The 18,935-nt window shown below is 68.1% G+C and carries 14 protein-coding genes and 1 pseudogene; 12 read left to right on the top strand and 3 right to left on the bottom strand.

What is annotated here, in order from left to right:
• Nucleotides 1-229: hypothetical protein (locus PGN14_RS09155; RefSeq protein ID WP_335299175.1), on the top strand; the 229-nt coding region annotated here is incomplete at its 5' end.
• 236 nt (nucleotides 230-465) lie between these two features.
• Nucleotides 466-774, top strand: a complete 309-nt coding sequence (locus tag PGN14_RS09150; RefSeq protein ID WP_335299174.1) for a GIY-YIG nuclease family protein — start codon at nucleotides 466-468, stop codon at nucleotides 772-774.
• Nucleotides 775-843: 69 nt separating this feature from the next.
• Here the strand turns inward: PGN14_RS09150 and PGN14_RS09145 are convergent.
• The 3 genes and pseudogenes from PGN14_RS09145 to PGN14_RS09135 form a co-directional block, all read right to left on the bottom strand.
• Nucleotides 844-2,627 (bottom strand): annotated as a pseudogene (locus PGN14_RS09145) (AMP-dependent synthetase/ligase).
• Nucleotides 2,628-2,883: 256 nt separating this feature from the next.
• Nucleotides 2,884-4,551, bottom strand: coding sequence for a gamma-glutamyltransferase (gene ggt / locus PGN14_RS09140; protein WP_335299173.1), 1,668 nt, complete (start codon nucleotides 4,549-4,551; stop codon nucleotides 2,884-2,886).
• Between the two features lie 154 nt (nucleotides 4,552-4,705).
• Nucleotides 4,706-5,734: a quinone-dependent dihydroorotate dehydrogenase gene (locus PGN14_RS09135; protein ID WP_335299172.1), complete on the bottom strand. Its 1,029-nt coding sequence runs from the start codon at nucleotides 5,732-5,734 to the stop codon at nucleotides 4,706-4,708.
• A 353-nt stretch (nucleotides 5,735-6,087) separates the two neighbouring features.
• On the opposite strand from PGN14_RS09135, the gene PGN14_RS09130 reads away from it, so the two are divergent.
• The 10 genes from PGN14_RS09130 (at nucleotide 6,088) to glgB (ending at nucleotide 18,777) form a co-directional block, all read left to right on the top strand.
• Nucleotides 6,088-6,528 carry an SUF system Fe-S cluster assembly regulator gene (locus PGN14_RS09130; protein WP_335299171.1) on the top strand — a complete coding sequence of 147 codons (441 nt, stop codon included), beginning with the start codon at nucleotides 6,088-6,090 and terminating at the stop codon, nucleotides 6,526-6,528.
• 2 nt (nucleotides 6,529-6,530) lie between these two features.
• Nucleotides 6,531-7,994: a Fe-S cluster assembly protein SufB gene (gene sufB, locus PGN14_RS09125; protein ID WP_335299170.1), complete on the top strand. Its 1,464-nt coding sequence runs from the start codon at nucleotides 6,531-6,533 to the stop codon at nucleotides 7,992-7,994.
• 285 nt (nucleotides 7,995-8,279) lie between these two features.
• On the top strand, nucleotides 8,280-9,110 hold the full coding sequence (gene sufC, locus PGN14_RS09120) for a Fe-S cluster assembly ATPase SufC (protein WP_335299169.1): 831 nt from the start codon (nucleotides 8,280-8,282) through the stop codon (nucleotides 9,108-9,110).
• Between the two features lie 223 nt (nucleotides 9,111-9,333).
• Nucleotides 9,334-10,461, top strand: a complete 1,128-nt coding sequence (locus PGN14_RS09115) for a SufD family Fe-S cluster assembly protein (RefSeq protein ID WP_335299168.1) — start codon at nucleotides 9,334-9,336, stop codon at nucleotides 10,459-10,461.
• 53 nt (nucleotides 10,462-10,514) lie between these two features.
• Nucleotides 10,515-11,723 (top strand): cysteine desulfurase, encoded by a 1,209-nt coding sequence (locus PGN14_RS09110; protein WP_335299208.1) that lies wholly within the window; start codon nucleotides 10,515-10,517, stop codon nucleotides 11,721-11,723.
• Nucleotides 11,720-12,193 (top strand): SUF system Fe-S cluster assembly protein, encoded by a 474-nt coding sequence (locus PGN14_RS09105; RefSeq protein WP_335299167.1) that lies wholly within the window; start codon nucleotides 11,720-11,722, stop codon nucleotides 12,191-12,193. Before PGN14_RS09110 ends, PGN14_RS09105 begins: the two co-directional genes overlap by 4 nt.
• On the top strand, nucleotides 12,193-12,546 hold the full coding sequence (locus tag PGN14_RS09100) for a HesB/IscA family protein (RefSeq protein ID WP_335299166.1): 354 nt from the start codon (nucleotides 12,193-12,195) through the stop codon (nucleotides 12,544-12,546). Before PGN14_RS09105 ends, PGN14_RS09100 begins: the two co-directional genes overlap by 1 nt.
• A gap of 592 nt (nucleotides 12,547-13,138) precedes the next feature.
• A complete protein-coding gene (locus PGN14_RS09095; RefSeq protein WP_335299165.1) occupies nucleotides 13,139-14,140 on the top strand; it encodes a YihY/virulence factor BrkB family protein in 1,002 nt (333 codons plus the stop codon).
• 51 nt (nucleotides 14,141-14,191) lie between these two features.
• The gene (locus PGN14_RS09090) at nucleotides 14,192-16,615 is read left to right on the top strand and encodes a glycogen/starch/alpha-glucan phosphorylase (protein WP_335299164.1); all 2,424 of its coding nucleotides are present in this window, start codon (nucleotides 14,192-14,194) and stop codon (nucleotides 16,613-16,615) included.
• A complete protein-coding gene (gene glgB, locus PGN14_RS09085; protein ID WP_335299163.1) occupies nucleotides 16,612-18,777 on the top strand; it encodes a 1,4-alpha-glucan branching protein GlgB in 2,166 nt (721 codons plus the stop codon). Before PGN14_RS09090 ends, glgB begins: the two co-directional genes overlap by 4 nt.
• Nucleotides 18,778-18,935: the final 158 nt, after the last annotated feature.

Genomic DNA, 18,935 nt, shown 5'->3' with positions numbered 1-18,935 from the left:
CCGATGCTGCAATATATGGCGCGCGCCTCGTCGGGGAAATCAGTTCTGGCTGATCCAGACCTCCGGCGCGACGCTGGACCCGATGCGGATCGAGGCGAGCCGCAGCATCGTCGGCGACATGACCGGCATCACCCCGGCCTCGCTGCAGGCGGTCGCGGTGAAATACCTGCGCCCGGACAAGGACTGGACGATGGCGGTGGTGCCGAAGGGGGCGGGTACCGCGAAATAGCCCTTTGCCCTCTAACGTCATGCCAGCGAAGGCTGGCATCTCCCGGTGGCGGACGTGACAGGAACCGCGGAAGGCCCCTGCCTTCGCAGGGGCGACGTGCGCTGATAATCGGTATCTGCCGCACACGTCATCCCAGCGCAGGCTGGATCGGCGCTACAGGAGCCACCGGCTCCAGCGTCCGCCGGGGCGACGTTCGTGGGATGGCGTTCATTCCCGTCTGCGCATAGCCTGCCTCCATGCGCGGCGGATGGACCTACATCATGGCGAGCAAGCCGCGCGGAATGCTCTACATCGGCGTGGACCGCGCGTCTGCGGAACGGGTCGACCAGCATCGCCGCGATGTCGGTTCCGCCTTTTGCCGACGGTACGGGATCAGGACATTGGTGCTGGCCGAACCGCATGACGACATACAGCTCGCAATCGCACTCGAGAAGGCGTTGAAGGCATGGAAACGCGACTGGAAGATCGCACTGATCGAGCGGACGAACCCGGGTTGGGACGATCTGTTCGACCGCACTCTGACCACTCCCGTCATGCCAGCGTAGGCTGGCATCTCCCGGTGATGGGCGGGACAAGGCCGCGAAAGGCCCCAGCCTGCGCTGGGGCGACGGGAGTCACCCCCGATACAACCCGTCCAGCCGCTCCCCATACACCCGCCGCAGCATATGCCGCCGGATCTTCAAACTCGGCGGTCAGCTGTTCGTTCTCGATCGTGAACGGCTCGTCCGCGGAATCCAGCGGCGGATGCGTTCGATCACCGACAAATCCTTGTTCGTCCGGTCGACCGCGGCCTGCACCGCGCACGATAGTCCGCGTCCTCGCCCAGCGCGGCACCCTTGGCGCGGCCGTTCGCCGCGATCCATTCGGCGGTCCATTCCGCGTCGGGCACCAGCACCGCGACCATGTGCGGCTTGCGGTCGCCCGCGATCATCGCCTGCGATATCTCGGGCTGGAGGGTCAGCATCCCCTCCACCTTCTGCGGCGCGATATTGTCGCCCTTGTCGTTGATGATGAGGTCCTTCTTGCGATCGGTGATCGCGATCCGGCCCGCCGCGTCAATCTCGCCGATGTCGCCGGTGTGGAGCCAGCCGTCCTTCAGGACGCGCGCCGTCTCCGCCTCGTTGCGCCAATAGCCGTGCATCACCAGCTCGCCGCGCACCAGTATCTCGCCATCCTCGGCGATGCGCACCTCGGTATCATCCAGCGGCGGGCCGACGCTGTCCATGCGGATGCCGCGCGACGGGCGGTTGCACGAGATCACCGGCGCCGCCTCGGTCTGGCCATAGCCTTGCAGGAAGGTGACGCCCAGCGACTGGAAGAACAGCCCCACCTCCGGCGTCAGCGGCGCCCCGCCGGAGATCATCGCCTTCATCCGCCCGCCGAACTTCTTCGCGATCTTCGGCTTGAACAGGGTATCGACCACCAAAGCGGCGGGGCGATCGGTGAGCCGCAGCGTGCCCGCGGCGCGCTTCATCCCCACCTCCAGCGCGAGGCGCAGCAGTTTCGCCGGCATCCCGCCCTGCTTCTCGATCGCCTTGCTGATCCGGGTGCGCAACACCTCGAACAGGCGCGGCACGACGAACATGATCGTCGGGCGCACCTCCTCCATATTGGCGGCCAGCTTCTCCAGCCCCTCCGCATAATAGATCTGCGCGCCCATCCCGATCGGCACGAACTGCCCGCCGGTATGCTCATAGGCGTGGCTGAGCGGCAGGAACGACAGGAACACCTCGTCCCCCCAGCCCAGATCCTCCGCGATCGCGGAGGCGCAGCCGCGGACATTGTGCAGGATCGCGCCGTGATGCTGCATCACCCCGCGCGGCGCGCCGCCGGTGCCGCTGGTGTAGATGATGCAGGCGAGGTCGCCGCGCACGAAATCGGCCTGTGCGGCGACCTGCTCCACGGTCGCCTCGTTGCCGTCGATCAGCGATTGCCAGTCGTGGACGTCGATCGCCGCCTGTCCCAGCCGCATCGCGTCGATCCCGATCAGCATCTGCGGCCGGATCGAGCGCAGGATCGCGGGCATCAGCACGCGCGCGAGCTTCGCGGTGGAGACGATCACCGCCTTCGCGCCCGAATTCTCGATGATGTGCGCGTGGTCGCGCTCGGTATTGGTGGTGTAGGTGGGGACGGTGACGCACCCCGCGGCCATGATGGCGAGATCGGACAGGCACCATTCCGGCCGGTTCTCGCTCACCAGCATCACGCGATCGCCGCGTTCCAGCCCGATCCCGCGCAATCCGGTGGCGAGCCGCGCGACCGTCTGTGCCGCCTCGCGCCACGAGATCGCGTGCCATGCGCCGTCACGCTTGCTCCACAGGAACGGCGCATCGCCCATCTGCGCGGCGCGCAGGAAGAACATCGTGACCAGATTGGGGAAATGTTCGAGCCTGCGCATTGCCTCTCCCGCGGTTTCGTTGCGAACCGCCTTACCGTTCGTGCTGAGGAGGCATCGAGCGAAGTCGAGAGGCCGTCTCGAAGCACATGGTTAGCGCATACCCTTCGAGACGAGGCTTCGACAAGCTCAGCCTCTCCTCAGGGCGAACGGAGGGTGGGTCACGTCATCAGCCTACCAACCCCGACCGTTCGTCCCGCGTAGCCGTCGAGCTTGCCGAGACGGCGTATCGAGGGGCTGCCACTTCTCGAACGAAGGGCTATTGCTGCAACGAGTTACCCGGGCTGCGCGGGTCCGCGGCGCCGGTCCAGCGGCCGTCGGGCAGCTTCTCCGCCGCATTCGCCTTCAGCCCCAGCTTCGCGACCGCGACATGCTGCCCCAGCGCCTCCAGCGGCGCCTTCATCGCCTCCAGCCCGGTGCCCTGTTCGACCACCAGCCCGTCCTTGTCGAAGAACAATTGCCCCAGCGCGATCGCATCCTGCGCCGACAGGCCCCAGTCGAAATGCGCGATCAGCGTCTTGGCCACCTGCATGATGATCGTCCGCCCGCCCGCGGCGCCCACCGCGAACACCGGCTTGCCCGCGGCGTCATAGACGATCGTGGGCGCCATCGACGACAGCGGACGCTTGCCCGGCTGGATACGGTTGGCGACCAGATAGCCGGCGTCCGCGGGCGCATGGCTGAAGTCGGTCAGTTCGTTGTTGAGCGCATAGCCGTTGGCGGTCAGCTGGCTGCCGAACGCGCTCTCGACCGTGTTGGTCCAGCTGACCACGTCGCCGTCGTCGTCCACCGCGACGAAATGCGTCGTGCCCGCGACCTCGCCCGGCGTGGCGGGCGTGCGCGCGGGCGCGCCCGGCGGCGATCCCGCCTCATAGATGCCGCGCGCCTTCGCCACGGAGATCAGCGCGGAGCGGCGCTTCAGATAGGCGCGGTCGATCAGCCCGGCGACCGGCACCTCCACGAAGTCGCGGTCGCCCTGGTACAGGTCGCGGTCGGCATAGGCGAGCCGCATCGCCTCGCCGATCACCTGCCACGAGCGGACATCGTCCTTGCCCCATGTCGTGAGCGGGAAACGCTCCACCATGCCCAGCACCTGCAACACGGTCAGCGCCCCCGACGAGGGCGGCCCCATGCCGCAGATCGTCCACTGGCGATACGGGCCGCAGATCGCAGCGCGATCCTTGGCGCGATAGCCGGCGAGGTCCGCCTCGGTCAGCGGCACCGGGTTCTTCGGCGCGTGGGTCACGGCCTCGCTCAGCGCGCGCGCATTGTCGCCGGCGTAGAAGGCCTCCGGCCCCTCCGCCGCGATGCGCCGCAGGATCGCGGCCAGCGCGGGATTGCGGAAGGTGACGCCCTCCTTCAGCGGCGTGCCGTCGCGCCAGTAGAGCGCGCGCATCGCGGGAAAGTCCTTCCACACCGGCGCCACCTGCTGGAGCGATCCGGCAAGGCGCGCATTCACCACGAAGCCCTGATCCGCCAGACGGATCGCCGGTTCGAACAGTCGCGCCCAGGCGAGCTTGCCCCATTTGCGGTGCGCGCGCTCGGCGAGCCGCAGCGAGCCGGGGACGCCGACCGAATAGCCGCCGGGCCAGATCTCGATGAACGGACGCGGCTTGCCATCGGTGCCCAGGAAACGGTCGGGGCGGGCGGCGGCGGGGGCGGTCTCGCGTCCGTCGATCGTATTGAGCACGCCGGTCTTGCCGCCGTGATGGACGATGAACCCGCCGCCGCCGATCCCGCTCGATTGCGGCTCGACGACGTTGAGCGCCAGCAGCATCGCGATCGCGGCGTCGGTGGCGCTGCCGCCGGCGCGCAGCATCTCCTGCCCCGCGGCGGTGGCGCGCGGATCAGCGGCGGAGACGACACCCTGCGCAAGGGCGGAGGCCGGCAGGAGGAACAGGAGGGCGAACGCGAACAGCTTCTTCATCGCGCGCGAACCTACCGCCGCGGGTAGAGGGCGCAAGCCGTAACGCGTTGTCATTCGGCATATCCGTCACCCCGGCCTTGAGCCGGGGTCCCGCTGTTTTTCCAGCGTGGCCCAGTAAGCGGGACCCCGGGTCAAGCCCGGGGTGACGCAGCAGTTATGCGCCCACCGCCTCCGCCACCGTCGCGAAGCCGTCGCGCGCCAGGCACGCCGCCAGTTCCGCCACGATCCGCCGCGGCAAGCCCGGCCCTTCATAGACCAATGCGGAATAGACCTGCACCAGGCTCGCCCCGGCGCGGATCCGCGCATAGGCCTCCGCGCCGCTGTCGATCCCGCCCGCCGCGATCAGCGGCACCTGCGCCCCGGTCGCGCGGCGCAGGTCGGACAGCCGCGCGCGCGCCAGATCGCGCAGCGGCGCGCCCGACAGGCCGCCGGTCTCGCCCGCGTGGCGGCTGGCGAGCGGCGGGCGCGAGATGGTGGTGTTGCCCATCACCAGCGCATCCACCCGCGCATCGATCGCGGCGCGCGCGACGCCGTCGATCATCGCGGCGTCCAGATCGGGCGCGACCTTCAGGAACAGCGGCGTCGTGCCGCGCGCGGCGATGCAGGCGGCGAGCAGTTCGGCCAGCGCCGCGCCCTGTTGCAGATCGCGCAGCCCCGGCGTGTTGGGGGAGCTGACGTTGATCGTGATATAGTCCGCCACCGGCGCCGCGGCGGTGACCCCCGCGACATAATCGGCGACGCGATCGGTCGCATCCTTGTTCGCGCCGACGTTGATGCCCAGCACCGCGCTATCGTGTCGACGCGCCGCCGCGGCGCGCGCGACGCCCGCCGCCAGCCCGCCGTTGTTGAACCCCATGCGGTTGATGACCGCGCGATCCTCCGCCAGCCGGAACAGCCGCGGCGTCGGATTGCCCGGCTGCGGCTTGGGTGTCAGCGTGCCGACCTCGACCGCGCCGAAGCCCAGCGCGCTCAGCCCGGCGATCGCGGTCGCGTCCTTGTCCAGCCCCGCGGCCAGACCGACCGGGTTGGGAAAGGCGATGCCCGCCACCGTCGTCGCCAGCCGCGGCGTATCGCCCGCGAAGGGGCAGCCGGCCCGTCCCCAGGCGGACAATGCCCCTAGCGTCACGCGATGCGCGCGTTCGGGATCGAGGGCGAACAGGGCGGGGCGCAGCGGAAAGCTCATCGCGCCACGGCTTGTCGGCGGTACGTCTCAAGATCAACCCCTGACCCACTTTGGCACATGCGCTGCGCCAACCTGACGCGTTTTGTAAGAAAAGGTATGCGTGGCGCGCGATCCATCCAATATTTCGTGGAACAAATCCTGTTTGCACCTTTCTGCGACCCGAAGGGCTTCCGTTTGGAAGTTCTTTACTTCCAAGGCCCGTCGAGCGATCGGCGGGCCTTCTTTTGTCGCCTGCTCCCCGCCACCTCCCTGCGCCACGACACGCGCGCCCAGATCGGCGGTTGATTTCGCACGCGCGAACGACCATCTGCAATCGGAACGATCCGATCCGATTTGAGAGTGGCTCGCAACACATGCGCCTGTCCAGCCTGACCGATTATGCCGTGGTGATGCTCGTCGCCGCCGCGCGGCATTGCGGCGGTCTGGCGCGGATGAACGCCACGCTGCTGGCGGAGGAGACGGGCGTGCCGCTGCCCACCGCGCAGAAGCTGGTCAGCCGGCTGGCCGCGGCGGGGCTGATCGACAGCACGCGTGGCACCGGCGGCGGCATCCGCCTGTCGCGTCCGCCCGCCACGATCACGCTGGCGGACGTGGTCGAGGCGGTGGAGGGGCCGATCGCGATGACGTCGTGCGTCGACGCGGGCGATCACGATTGCGGCATCGCGGGCAATTGCCGCGTGAAGCCGCACTGGAATGCGGTCAACCAGGCGGTGCGCGGCGCGCTCGCCGGGGTGACGCTGGCGTCGCTGGCGGCGGAAGCGCCCGCGCGCGAACCGATGGAAGTTGAGGCATAACGATGGCCACGAAGAACGCAGAGGCTCATGCGGCCGTCGCGAAGAAATATGAGTGGGGCTTCGCCACCGAGGTGGAGCAGGACTTCGCGCCCAAGGGGCTGAACGAGGATACCGTCCGCTATATCTCCGCCAAGAAGAACGAGCCGGAATGGATGCTCGACTGGCGGCTGAAGGCGTTCCGCCTGTGGCAGACGATGGAGGCGCCCGACTGGGCCAAGCTGAATGTGCCCCCGATCGACTATCAGGACGCCTATTATTACGCCGAGCCCAAGGCGAAGAAGACGATCGCGTCGCTGGACGAACTCGATCCCGAGATCCGGCGTACTTACGAGAAGCTGGGCATCCCGATCGCGGAGCAGGAAGTGCTCGCGGGGGTCGAGGGCGCGCGCAAGGTCGCGGTCGACGCGGTGTTCGACAGCGTGTCGGTGGCGACGACCTTCCGAAAGGAGCTGGAGGAAGCGGGCGTCATCTTCCGCTCGATCAGCGAGGCGATCCGCGAATATCCCGATCTGGTCCGCAAATGGCTGGGCAAGGTGGTGCCGCAGCGCGACAATTATTTTGCGACGCTCAATTGCGCGGTCTTCTCCGACGGGACGTTCGTCTATGTGCCCAAGGGCGTGCGCTGCCCGATGGAGTTGTCGACCTATTTCCGCATCAATGCCGAGAATACTGGCCAGTTCGAGCGCACGCTGATCGTCGCGGACGAGGGCGCCTATGTCTCCTATCTGGAGGGCTGCACCGCGCCGATGCGCGACGAGAACCAGCTGCACGCTGCGGTGGTGGAACTGGTCGCGCTGGACGATGCCGAGATCAAATACTCGACCGTCCAGAACTGGTATCCCGGCGACGAGAATGGCGTCGGCGGCATCTACAATTTCGTCACCAAGCGCGCCTTGTGCCAGGGGCGGAACAGCAAGGTGTCGTGGACGCAGGTGGAAACCGGCAGCGCGATCACCTGGAAATATCCGTCGTGCGTGCTGGCGGGGGAGAACAGCGTCGGCGAGTTCTACTCCGTCGCGGTGACCAACAACCGCCAGCAGGCGGATACCGGCACCAAGATGATCCACCTCGGCAAGGGATCGCGCTCGACGATCGTGTCGAAGGGCATTTCGGCGGGGCGGTCGGACAATACCTATCGTGGGCTGGTGCGCGTAGCGCCCACCGCGGAGGGGGTGCGCAACTTCACCCAGTGCGATTCGCTGCTGCTCAGCGACCAGTGCGGCGCGCATACCGTGCCGTATATCGAGGTGCGCAACCCGAGCGCGCAGATCGAGCATGAGGCGACGACCAGCAAGATCAGCGAGGACCAGCTCTTCTACGCCATGTCGCGCGGACTGGATGCGGAAGCCGCGGTGGCGCTGATCGTCAACGGCTTCGCGCGCGAGGTGCTGCAACAGCTGCCGATGGAGTTCGCGGTCGAGGCGCAGAAGTTGCTGGGGATCTCGCTTGAGGGGAGTGTCGGATGACGGATGAAGAGGCGGTTGATTTGGCATTGAAGTTGCCATTCTTACAACGGCGCATCATCCTTCTTTGTACGCGAACAAGCTCTTTCCATTATGGTGTTTTGTCGGAGAAGCTGTCGTCATCAGTAGCGGATATAACTGAGGCTGCCGGCGCGCTCAGAAGGAAGCGCTTAGCCACTATAGGCTACATTAGGTACGGTGGTCGCTTTGGTGGTTCAGGCCTCATTCTTAACGAGCGTGGGGAACACGTCCGCTTAGCTCTCGAGATTATAACTAGGAACGAAGCGCTTGCTTAAAATCGAAAACCTTCACGCCGAGATCGACGGCAAGGAAATCCTCAAGGGCCTCTCGCTCGAGGTGAATGCGGGCGAGATCCACGCGATCATGGGGCCGAACGGCGCGGGCAAGTCGACGCTTGGCTATGTGCTGGGCGGCCGCCCGGGCTATGAGGTCACGCAAGGCAGCATCCACTTCCTTCGTCACCCCGGCCTTGAGCCGGGGTCCCGCTCCTCCAACGCGGGCGAAGATAGCGGGACCCCGGATCAAGTCCGGGGTGACGGTGAATGGATCGACCTGCTCGACCTCGAACCGCACGAGCGCGCGGCCGCGGGCGTGTTCCTCGGCTTCCAATATCCGGTCGAGATCCCCGGCGTCTCCAACGTCCAGTTCCTGCGCGAGAGCCTGAACGCGCAGCGCACCATCCGGGCTGAGAAGCCGCTGTCGGGCGCGGAGTTCCTGAAGCTGGCGCGCGCGCAGGCGGATGGGCTGGGGCTGGCGCAGGACATGCTCAAGCGCCCGGTCAACGTCGGCTTCTCCGGCGGCGAGAAGAAGCGCAACGAGATGGTGCAGATGGGGATCATCGACCCCGCCTTCGCGATCCTGGACGAGACCGACAGCGGCCTCGACATCGACGCGCTGCGCATCGTCGGCGACGGCATCAACCGCATCATGCGGCGCCCGGACAAGGCGGTGCTGCTGATCACCCACTATCAGCGGCTGCTCGACTACGTGAAGCCGGACCGGGTGCATGTGCTGGCGGATGGCCGTATCACGCGGTCGGGCGGGGCGGAGCTGGCGCTGGAGCTGGAGCGGCAGGGCTATGCCGAGGTGGCGGCGTGATGATGTTCACGCGACGCCGCGAAGACGCGAAGAAATTGTATTCGCGCAGAGACGCAGAGGCGCAGAGAGGGCGCGCGCGCGGCAGCGCGCTTTCACCATCGCGCGCGATGATGTGGAGAGCCGCTGGCGCGGCAGGGCGCGACCTCTCTGCGCCTCTGCGTCTCTGCGCGAACCCTCTTCGCGTCTTCGTGTCTTCGCGTGAACTCATCATGGGAAGCCACGCATGACCGTCCTCGATCTCCCCTCCACCCGCGAGGAAGCGTGGCGCTGGGCGGACATGGGGGCGCTTGCCGCCGCCGCCGCGCTGGCCCCGGTCGCGCGCCCCGAGGCGCAGTTCCTCGACCTGCCGGGCGCCAGGTTGCTGTTCGTCGATGGCGTGCTGGATGAGGACGCCAGCGATCTCCACCGCGTCACCATCGGCGATATTGCCGCGGGCGATCATCCGCTCGGCCGCCGCGCGACGCGCGGCTGGACGCTGCGGCTGGATGCGCAGGCGGTCGCCGACCCGGTGCAGGTCGTCCATGTCGCGACCGGCGCCGAGAATCACGTCGCCGCCGCGATCGAGCTGGCGGACGAGGCCTCCGCGCGCGTGGTCGAGACGTTCGTCGGTGCGGGCTGGTCCAACCGCGCGACGCGCGTGCGGCTGGGGCGCTCGGGGCGGCTGATGCGCGCGGTGCGGATGACGCAAGGAGCGGGCTTCGTCTCCACCCGCGACGAGATCGAGCTGGGCGAGGGGGCGAGCTGTGTCGCCACCGTGCTGGCCGCGGGCGGGCAGGGCGTCCGCATCGATGCCGCGCTGACGCTGGCGGGCGAGGGAGGCTATGCCGAATATGGCGGCGCGCTGCTGACCCGCGACACCGTGAAGCAGGAATGCGCGGTGCGCGTCCGCCACGCCGAACCCAACGGCCAGTCGCACCAATTGTGGCGCGCGGTCGCGGCCGATCGCTCGCAGGCCAGCCTCGCCGCCGCGGTCGAGGTGGCGCGCCACGCGCAGAAGACCGATGGCGAGCAATCGCTGCGCGGGCTGCTGCTGGACCGCACCGCGACGGTGAACCTGAAACCCGAGCTGGAGATCTTCGCCGACGACGTGAAGTGCGCGCATGGCGCGACGGTGGGCGAGCTGGATGCGCGCGCGCTGTTCTACATGCAGAGCCGCGGCATCCCGGCGGCGCGCGCCAAGGCGCTGCTGACGCGCGCCTTCGTGGCCGATGCGCTGGAGCGGATCGGGGAAGAGGTGGTGCGCGACGCGTTTCTGGCCGACGCGGATGCGTGGCTGGAACAGTCCCTCTCCCAGCGGGAGAGGGAAGGGACCCGCTCGGCGAAGCCGAGTGGGAAGGGTGAGGGCGCGTGACCAGCCTCGATCACCCTCACCCTTCCGCGGCTTCGCCGCTCCCTCCCTCTCCCATCGGGAGAGGGACAGACGCCCCCCTCGACCTCGTCACCGACTTCCCCGCCATCCCCGCCGGCTGGGCGTATCTCGACACCGCCGCCACCTCGCAGAAGCCGCGCCCGGTGATCGACGCGATCACCCGCGGCTATGCCGAGACCTACGCCACCGTGCATCGCGGCGTGTACCAGCGCTCCGCCGACATGACCTTGGCCTATGAGGCGGCGCGCGCCACCACCGCACGCTTCATCGGTGCGCAACCGGACGAGATCGTCTTCGTCCGCGGCGCGACCGAGGCGATCAACCTCGTCGCGCACAGTTTCGCGGGCACGCAGCTGAAGGCGGGCGATCGCATCCTGCTGTCGCAGCTGGAGCATCACAGCAACATCGTGCCGTGGCAGATGGTCGCCGAGCGCAGCGGCGCCGCGATCGATGTCGTGCCGCTGACCGCGGACCATCGCATCGACCTCGACGCGATGGCGGCGATGATCTCGCCCGCGCACAAACTGGTCGCGCTGGCGCATGTGTCGAACGTGCTCGGCGCCGTCCTCGACGTCGCCAGGGCGACCGAGATCGCGCACGCGGCCGGCGCGAGGATCCTGATCGACGGCTGTCAGGCGGTCGCGCGGCTGCCAGTCGACGTCGCTGCGCTCAGCTGCGATTTCTACGTCTTTTCCGGGCATAAATTGTACGGCCCGACCGGCATCGGCGTGCTGTGGGCGCGCGCCGAACTGCTCGACGCGATGCCGCCGTATCAGGGCGGCGGATCGATGATCGATCGCGTGTCGTTCGACCGCACCACCTACGCGCCCGCGCCGACGCGGTTCGAGGCGGGGACGCCGCATATCGTCGGCGCGCTGGGGCTGGCGGCGGCGATCGACTATGTCACCGGCATCGGGCTGGAACGCATCCACGCGCACGAAACCGCGTTGGTCAGCGAGGCGCGCGCCGTGCTGTCGCGGATCAATTCGGTGCGCCTGTTTGGGCCGGAGGATGCCGCCGGGATCGTCTCCTTCGCGGTGGAGGGGGTGCATCCGCACGACATCGGCACCATCTTGGACGAGCATCGCGTCGCGATCCGCGCCGGCCATCATTGCGCGCTGCCGCTGATGGCGGCGCTGGGGGTGGAGGCCACCGCGCGGGCGAGCTTCGGCGTGTACAACGGGCCGGACGACGTGGCCGCGCTGGCGGCGGGTATGGAACGGGTGATGAGGATCTTCGGATGAGCGAGCCGATCAGGGTCGAGGAAGTCGACGCGGTGGAAAAGCCCGCACGCGCGCAGGTATCGGATGCGGTGGAGACACCTGCCGAGACGTTCGAGCGCAAGCGCGATTATCTGTCGGGCTTCCTGGCGCAGAAACCCGCCGCCGACCTCAAGGGCCACGAGCCGGGCGGCGCGCTGTACGAGGCGGTGATCGACGCGCTCAAGGACATCTTCGACCCGGAAATCCCGGTCAACATCTACGACCTGGGGCTGATCTACAATGTCGAGGTGACCGAGGACGGCCATGCGGCGGTGACGATGACGCTGACGACGCCGCATTGCCCGGTCGCGGAATCCATGCCCGGCGAGGTGGAGATGCGCGTCGCGTCCGTTCCCGGCATCGCCTTCGCCGACGTCAACCTCGTCTGGGATCCGCCATGGGATCCGCAGAAGATGTCGGACGACGCCAAACTCGAACTGGGGATGCTGTGATGGCGACGACCGTCCGCGCGCGCCCGGCCGCGCTCAACCTGACCCCGACCGCCGAGGCGCGCATCGCCGATCTGATGGCGAAGGCGCCGGAGGGCGCGATCGGCGTGAAGCTGTCGACGCCGCGGCGCGGCTGTTCGGGGCTGGCCTATTCGGTCGACTATGTGACCGAGGCGCAGGGCTTCGACGAGAAGATCGAGACGCCCGGCGGCACGCTGTACGTCGATGGCGCGTCGATCCTGTACCTGATCGGCTCGACGATGAACTGGGTCGAGGACGATTTCACCGCCGGGTTCGTGTTCGACAACCCCAATGCCAAGGGCGCGTGCGGTTGTGGGGAAAGCTTCACGGTCTAGGCGTCTTGCCCACCGTCATGCCGGACGTGTTCCGGCATCCATGGCGCCGCGAACGCCGCGTTGATGGAGGGATGAACCCCGGGTCAAGCCCGGGGTGACGATGCGCGTCGGGAGAGCGCGCACATCTCCGCCGCCCCGTCACCCCGGACTTGATCCGGGGTCCCGCTCCTTCGCGCACGTCGCCGGAGAGGCGGGACCCCTGCGATAGCCCCCTACGTCATGCCGGGCTTGACCCGGCATCCAGGGTTCCGCGCATCTCACCGTCGTTGGCGCCCGGTACCCTGGACCCCGGGTCAAGCCCGGGGTGACGGTACGCTTGGGGCAGTGACGCGAACCTCCGCCGCCTCGTCACCCCGGACCTTATCCGGGGTCCCGCTTTTTCGCGCACGTCGCCGGAGAGGCGGACCTCTGCGACAGCCCCCTACGTCATGCCGGGCTTGACCCGGCATCCAGGGTTCCGCGCATCTCACCGTCGTTGGCGCCCGGTACCCTGGACCCCGGGTCAAGCCCGGGGTGACGGTGCGCGTGTGGCGAGGGCGCGAACCTCCAACCCCCGCGGACCCCGTCCGGCATTCCCGCGTTAGGCGCTGTAATGCGGGCGAATATCTCCTCTGCCGACTTCTGGCGGGCTTTCCGTGGCGACTGGTGGGGTGCGCTCCGGCGCGCCTATGCCGCCGCCGATGACGACAATCTCGGGCTGATCTCGGCCGGGGCGGCGTTCTACGCCTTCTCCTCGATCGCGCCGCTGCTGGCGGCGACCGTCCTCACTTATGGCCTCGTCGCCGATGCGGCCACGGTGCAGGCCAATATCCGCTCGCTGTTCGACCTGCTGCCGTCCGACGCCGCCAGCCTGATCGGGCAGCAGCTCGACATGGTCGTGTCGGGCAGCGAGGGGAAGAAGGGTCTGGGTCTCGTCATCGCGCTCGCCATCGCGATCTATGGCGGCAGCCGCGCGGCGACCGCGATGATGACCGCGCTCAACGTCGCCTATGAGGTGAAGGACCAGCGCAACTATCTGATCTGGATGCTCACCGCCTTCGCGGTCGTCGCGGGCGGGGTGGTGCTGATGCTGCTGGGGCTGAGCACCAGTACGCTGGTCGCGTTTCTGGGCAGCCTGATCCCCTGGGCGCCCGGCGTGGTGCGCGGCGCGATCGGCGTCGCCACCTATCTGCTGATGACCGCGGTGGCGGTGACCGGCGCGTCGCTGCTGTTCCGCTTCGCGCCCTATCGCCCGCGCGCGCGGCTGCGCTGGGGGACGCCCGGCGCGGTGCTGGCGACCGTCGTGTGGCTGGCGGCGACCACCGGCTTCGGCGTCTATGTCGCCAATTTCGGCAATTACGGCGCGACCTATGGCTCGCTCGGCGCGATCGTGGTGCTGCTGACGTGGCTGTGGCTCAGCGCCTATGCCTTTCTGCTGGGCGCGACGCTGGACGTGCAATTGTACCGGATGCGCGCACCCGCCTCCGCGCCGGCGGCGCCCGCGGCCGCCGCGCCATCGCCCACGCCCGCCGACACCGGCGTCGTCGCGGGTGCCTTGCTCAGCGTGCTGGGGCTGGCGCTGTTCACCGTACATATACGTAAGCACGGCAGGTGACAAAGCGCCCGCGGCGCGTCTAGGTTGCGCTGCATCATCGGGGGGACTTTAGTGAACGCGCAGACCAACGTCCGCGAGCGGAGCCCGCTCGCCCACGCGATCCTCGACACCCTGGTCCACCGCATCGGCAAGGACGAGCAGGCCGCCCGCCCGCACGACTGGCTCGCGGCGACCATCTTCACCGTCCGCAACGAGATCATCGAGCGGTGGATGGAGACGACCAAGGCGACGCACGCCGCGGGCGCCAAGCGGGTCTATTATCTCAGCCTCGAATTCCTGATCGGCCGCCTGTTGCGCGATACGCTCGCCAATTGGGAAAAGCGCGAGGCGATCGCGGAGGCGCTGGCGCAGCTGGGCGTCAGCCTGCCCGAGCTGGAGGAGATCGAGCCGGACGCGGCACTGGGCAATGGCGGCCTCGGCCGGCTGGCGGCATGCTTCATGGAGAGCATGGCGACGCTGGACCTGCCCGCTTATGGCTATGGCATCCGCTATGTGAACGGCATGTTCCGCCAGCGGATCGACGACGGCTGGCAGACCGAACTGCCCGAGACGTGGCTGGCGCACGGCAATCCGTGGGAGTTCGAGCGGCGCGAGAGCGCCTATTTCGTCGGCTTCGGTGGCGAGGTGACCGGCACCGAGCAGGGGCACGTCCACTGGAAGCCGGCCGAGGCGGTGGAGGCGACCGCGGTCGACACGCCCGTCGTCGGCTGGCGCGGCAAGCGCGTCAACACGCTGCGGCTGTGGACCGCGCTCAGCCTCGATCCGCTGAAGCTGGATGCGTTCAACCGCGGCGATTTCCAGGCCGCGCTGGCGGATCAGCTGCGCGCGGAGACGCTGGTGCGCGTGCTCTATCCCAACGATTCCACCGCCGCGGGGCAGGAGCTGCGGCTGCGGCAGGAGTATTTCTTCTCCTCCGCGTCGATCCAAGACATCGTGCGCCGCCACGTCCAGTATTTCGGCGATATCCGCACCTTGCCCGACAAGGCGGCGATCCAGCTCAACGACACGCATCCCGCGGTGTCGGTCGCGGAGCTGATGCGGCTGCTGATCGATCATCACGGCCTCGGCTTCGACGAGGCGTGGGGAATCACGCAGAAGACGTTCGGCTATACCAACCATACCTTGCTGCCCGAGGCGCTGGAAAGCTGGCCGCTGCCGCTGTTCGAGCGGTTGCTGCCGCGCCACATGCAACTGGTCTATGCGATCAACGCGAAGCTGCTGCGCGACCTGCGCAAGCAGCCCGGCGTCGACGATCGCGTGATCGCCGCGGTCAGCCTGATCGACGAGGGCGGGGAGCGGCGCGTGCGGATGGCCAATCTGGCGTTCGCCGGCTCGCACAGCGTCAACGGCGTCGCCGCGCTGCATACGCAGCTGATGAAGTCGACCGTCTTCGCCGACCTGCACCGTTTTTATCCGGATCGCATCAACAACAAGACCAACGGCATCACGCCGCGCCGCTGGTTGCAGGAGTGCAACCCGGGGCTGACCGCGCTGATCCGCGAGGCGATCGGCGACGCGTTCCTGGATGGCGCCGCGGGATTGTCCGCGCTGGCGCCGTTCGCGCAGGATGCTGGTTTCACGGAGCGTTTTGCCGCGATCAAGCGTTCGAACAAGGTGGCGCTGGCGGATCATCTGAAGGACACGATGGGTCTGCGGATCGACCCCGACGCGCTGTTCGACGTCCAGATCAAGCGCATCCACGAATACAAGCGCCAATTGCTCAACATCATCGAGACGGTGGCGCTGTACGACCAGATCCGCAGCCATCCCGAGCGCGAGTGGACGCCGCGGGTGAAGCTGTTCGCGGGCAAGGCGGCGTCGAGCTATCACAATGCCAAGCTGATCATCAAACTGGCCAATGACGTCGCGCGGCGCGTCAATTCGGACCCGTCGATCGGCGGGCTGCTGAAGGTCGCGTTCGTCCCCAATTACAACGTCAGCCTGGCGGAGAAGATGGTGCCGGCGGCCGATCTGTCGGAGCAGATCTCGACGGCGGGCATGGAGGCGTCGGGCACGGGCAACATGAAGTTCGCGCTGAACGGCGCGATGACGATCGGGACGCTCGACGGCGCCAATATCGAGATCAAGGATCATGTCGGCGACGACAACATCGTCATCTTCGGCCTGACCGCGGACGAGGTCGCGGCCAAGCGCGCCGGCGGCTACGACCCGCGCGCCGTGATCGAGGGGTCGGCGGAGCTGTCGCAGGCGGTCAATGCGATCGCGTCCGGCGTGTTCTCGCCCGACGATCCGGGGCGCTACCGCGGGCTGATGGCGGGATTGTACGACCATGACTGGTTCATGGTCGCGGCCGACTTCGATGCCTATGCCGCCGCGCAGCGCGACGTCGACGCGCGCTGGGCCGATACCGCGGGATGGCGCCGGTCGACGGTGCTGAACGTCGCCAACATGGGCTGGTTCTCCTCCGACCGCACGATCGCGGAATATGCGCGCGAGATCTGGGGCGTGATGTGACGCCCGCCGCGCCCGCGATCCGCGCGCTGCTCGACGGCACCAGCGATGATCCGTTCGCGCTGCTGGGCGCGCACGCGGGTCCGGCGGGGCTGTTCGCCAGGACGTGGATCCCGGGCGCGGAGACGGTGACGGCGCACGACCTGACGGGGGAGCCGCTCGGCGACCTCGCGCGGGTCGACGCGGCGGGGCTGTTCGAGGGCGTGATCGCGGGCGAACGCCAGCCGCTGCGCTACCGCGCGCACGGGGGCGGGGCGGAATGGTGGGTCGGCGATCCGTACAGCTTCGGCCCCGTGCTGGGGCCGACCGACGATTTCCTGATGAACGAGGGGACGCACCGCCGCCTCTACGACAAACTGGGCGCGCACCTGATCGAGCATGAGGGCGCCAGCGGCGTCCACTTCGCGGTCTGGGCGCCCAATGCGCGCCGCGTTGCGGTGGTCGGCGACTTCAACGACTGGGACGCGCGCCGCCACGGCATGCGGCGGCGCGGCGACACCGGCGTGTGGGAGATCTTCCTGCCCGACATCGGCGCCGGCCGCGCGTACAAATACGCCATCGTCGGCGCGGATGGCGCGCTTCAGCCGCTCAAGGCCGATCCCTATGCCTTCGCCACCGAACTGCGCCCCAAGACCGCCTCGCTGACCACCGCGCCGCTGGCGCACGAATGGGGCGACGCCGATCATCGCGCCGCCTGGGGCACGGTCGATCCGCGCCGCGTTCCCGTCAGCATCTACGAGGTGCACGCCGGATCATGGGACCGCGACGAGAACGGCTGGTTCCTCAGCTGGGACCAGCTCGCCGACCGGCTGATCCCCTATGTGGTCGAGATGGGGTTCACCCATATCGAATTCCTGCCGATCAGCGAGCATCCCTACGACCCCAGCTGGGGCTATCAGACCACCGGCCTCTACGCCCCCAGCGCGCGGTTCGGCGATGTCGAGGGGTTTGCGCGCTTCGTCGACGGCGCGCATCGCGCCGGGCTGGGCGTGCTGCTCGACTGGGTGCCGGCGCATTTTCCGGTCGATGCGCACGGCCTGTCGCGGTTCGACGGCACCGCGCTCTACGAGCATCAGGATCCGCGGCTCGGCTTCCACCCCGACTGGAGCACCGCGATCTACAATTTCGGGCGGCGCGAGGTGTCGTCCTTCCTGGTCAACAACGCGCTGTTCTGGGCCGAGCGCTATCATGTCGACGGGCTGCGCGTCGATGCGGTCGCGTCGATGCTGTACCGCGACTATTCGCGCAAGGCGGGCGAATGGATCCCCAATGACGAGGGCGGGCGCGAGAATTGGGAGGCGGTCGAGTTCCTGCGCGCCACAAACCGCGCGGTCTATGCCGAGCATCCCGGCGTCTTCACCGTGGCGGAGGAATCGACCAGCTGGCCGGGCGTCAGCGCGCCGGCGTTCGACGACGGGCCGCGCACGTCGCTGGGCTTCGGGTTCAAGTGGAACATGGGCTGGATGCACGACACGCTCCAGTACATGGCGCGCGAGCCGGTCCACCGGAAGCATCACCACGACGCGATCACCTTCGGCCTGGTCTATGCCTTCGACGAGAATTTCGTCCTGCCGCTCAGCCATGACGAGGTCGTCCACGGCAAGGGATCGCTGCTAACCAAGATGGCGGGCGACGACTGGCAGCAATTCGCCAATCTGCGCGCCTATTACGCGATGATGTGGGGCTATCCCGGCAAGAAGCTGCTGTTCATGGGGCAGGAGTTCGCACAGCGTCGCGAGTGGAGCGAGGAGCGCGCGCTCGACTGGGCGCTCACCAATTCCGCCTCGCACGACGGCGTGCGCAAGCTGGTGCGCGATCTCAACCGCCTCTACCGCGAGAAGCCCGCCCTCCACGCGCGCGATTGCGAGGGCGAGGGATTCGAATGGCTGGTCGCCGACGATGCAGAGAATTCGGTGTTCGTCTGGCTGCGCAAGGCGCCCGGTGCGGCGCCGATCGCGGTGATCGTCAACATGACGCCGGTGGCGCGGATGCCGTATCGCGTGCCGCTGCCGCACGACGGTCGCTGGCGCGAGATCGTCAATTCCGACGCGCAGGATTATTGGGGCTCGGGTCTGGGCAATCTGGGCGGCGTCGTGGCACGCGGTGGTGCGGCGGACGTGACGCTGCCGCCGCTCGCGACGCTGATGCTGGAATGGGAAGAATGAGCCGCGACGCGGCGGCTACGAACCGGTTGGCCCGCGGCGCTACCCGCGCCGCCTGTGATATCGATCAGAAGAAGTTGCGCGCCAGCAGCAGGATCGCGGCCCAGGCGAGGATCGACGGCGGCACCGCGGCGGCCAGTCCGCGGACCAGGCTATCGGAA

Origin of the sequence: Sphingomonas adhaesiva (genome assembly GCF_036946305.1) — a bacterium.
Classification (GTDB): Bacteria; Pseudomonadota; Alphaproteobacteria; order Sphingomonadales; family Sphingomonadaceae; genus Sphingomonas; species Sphingomonas adhaesiva_B.
The sequence above is the reverse complement of the archived record's forward strand: the minus strand, read 5'-3'. Positions and strand labels throughout refer to the sequence as shown.

Coding starts and splice junctions, on each gene's coding strand:
- sufB (WP_335299170.1), top strand. CDS start 6,531: ATGGCCACGAAGAACGCAGAGGCTCATGCGGCCGTCGCGAAGAAATAT.
- PGN14_RS09115 (WP_335299168.1), top strand. CDS start 9,334: ATGACCGTCCTCGATCTCCCCTCCACCCGCGAGGAAGCGTGGCGCTGG.
- PGN14_RS09105 (WP_335299167.1), top strand. CDS start 11,720: ATGAGCGAGCCGATCAGGGTCGAGGAAGTCGACGCGGTGGAAAAGCCC.
- PGN14_RS09135 (WP_335299172.1), bottom strand. CDS start 5,734: ATGAGCTTTCCGCTGCGCCCCGCCCTGTTCGCCCTCGATCCCGAACGC.
- ggt (WP_335299173.1), bottom strand. CDS start 4,551: ATGAAGAAGCTGTTCGCGTTCGCCCTCCTGTTCCTCCTGCCGGCCTCC.
- PGN14_RS09130 (WP_335299171.1), top strand. CDS start 6,088: ATGCGCCTGTCCAGCCTGACCGATTATGCCGTGGTGATGCTCGTCGCC.
- PGN14_RS09100 (WP_335299166.1), top strand. CDS start 12,193: ATGGCGACGACCGTCCGCGCGCGCCCGGCCGCGCTCAACCTGACCCCG.
- PGN14_RS09150 (WP_335299174.1), top strand. CDS start 466: ATGCGCGGCGGATGGACCTACATCATGGCGAGCAAGCCGCGCGGAATG.
- PGN14_RS09095 (WP_335299165.1), top strand. CDS start 13,139: ATGCGGGCGAATATCTCCTCTGCCGACTTCTGGCGGGCTTTCCGTGGC.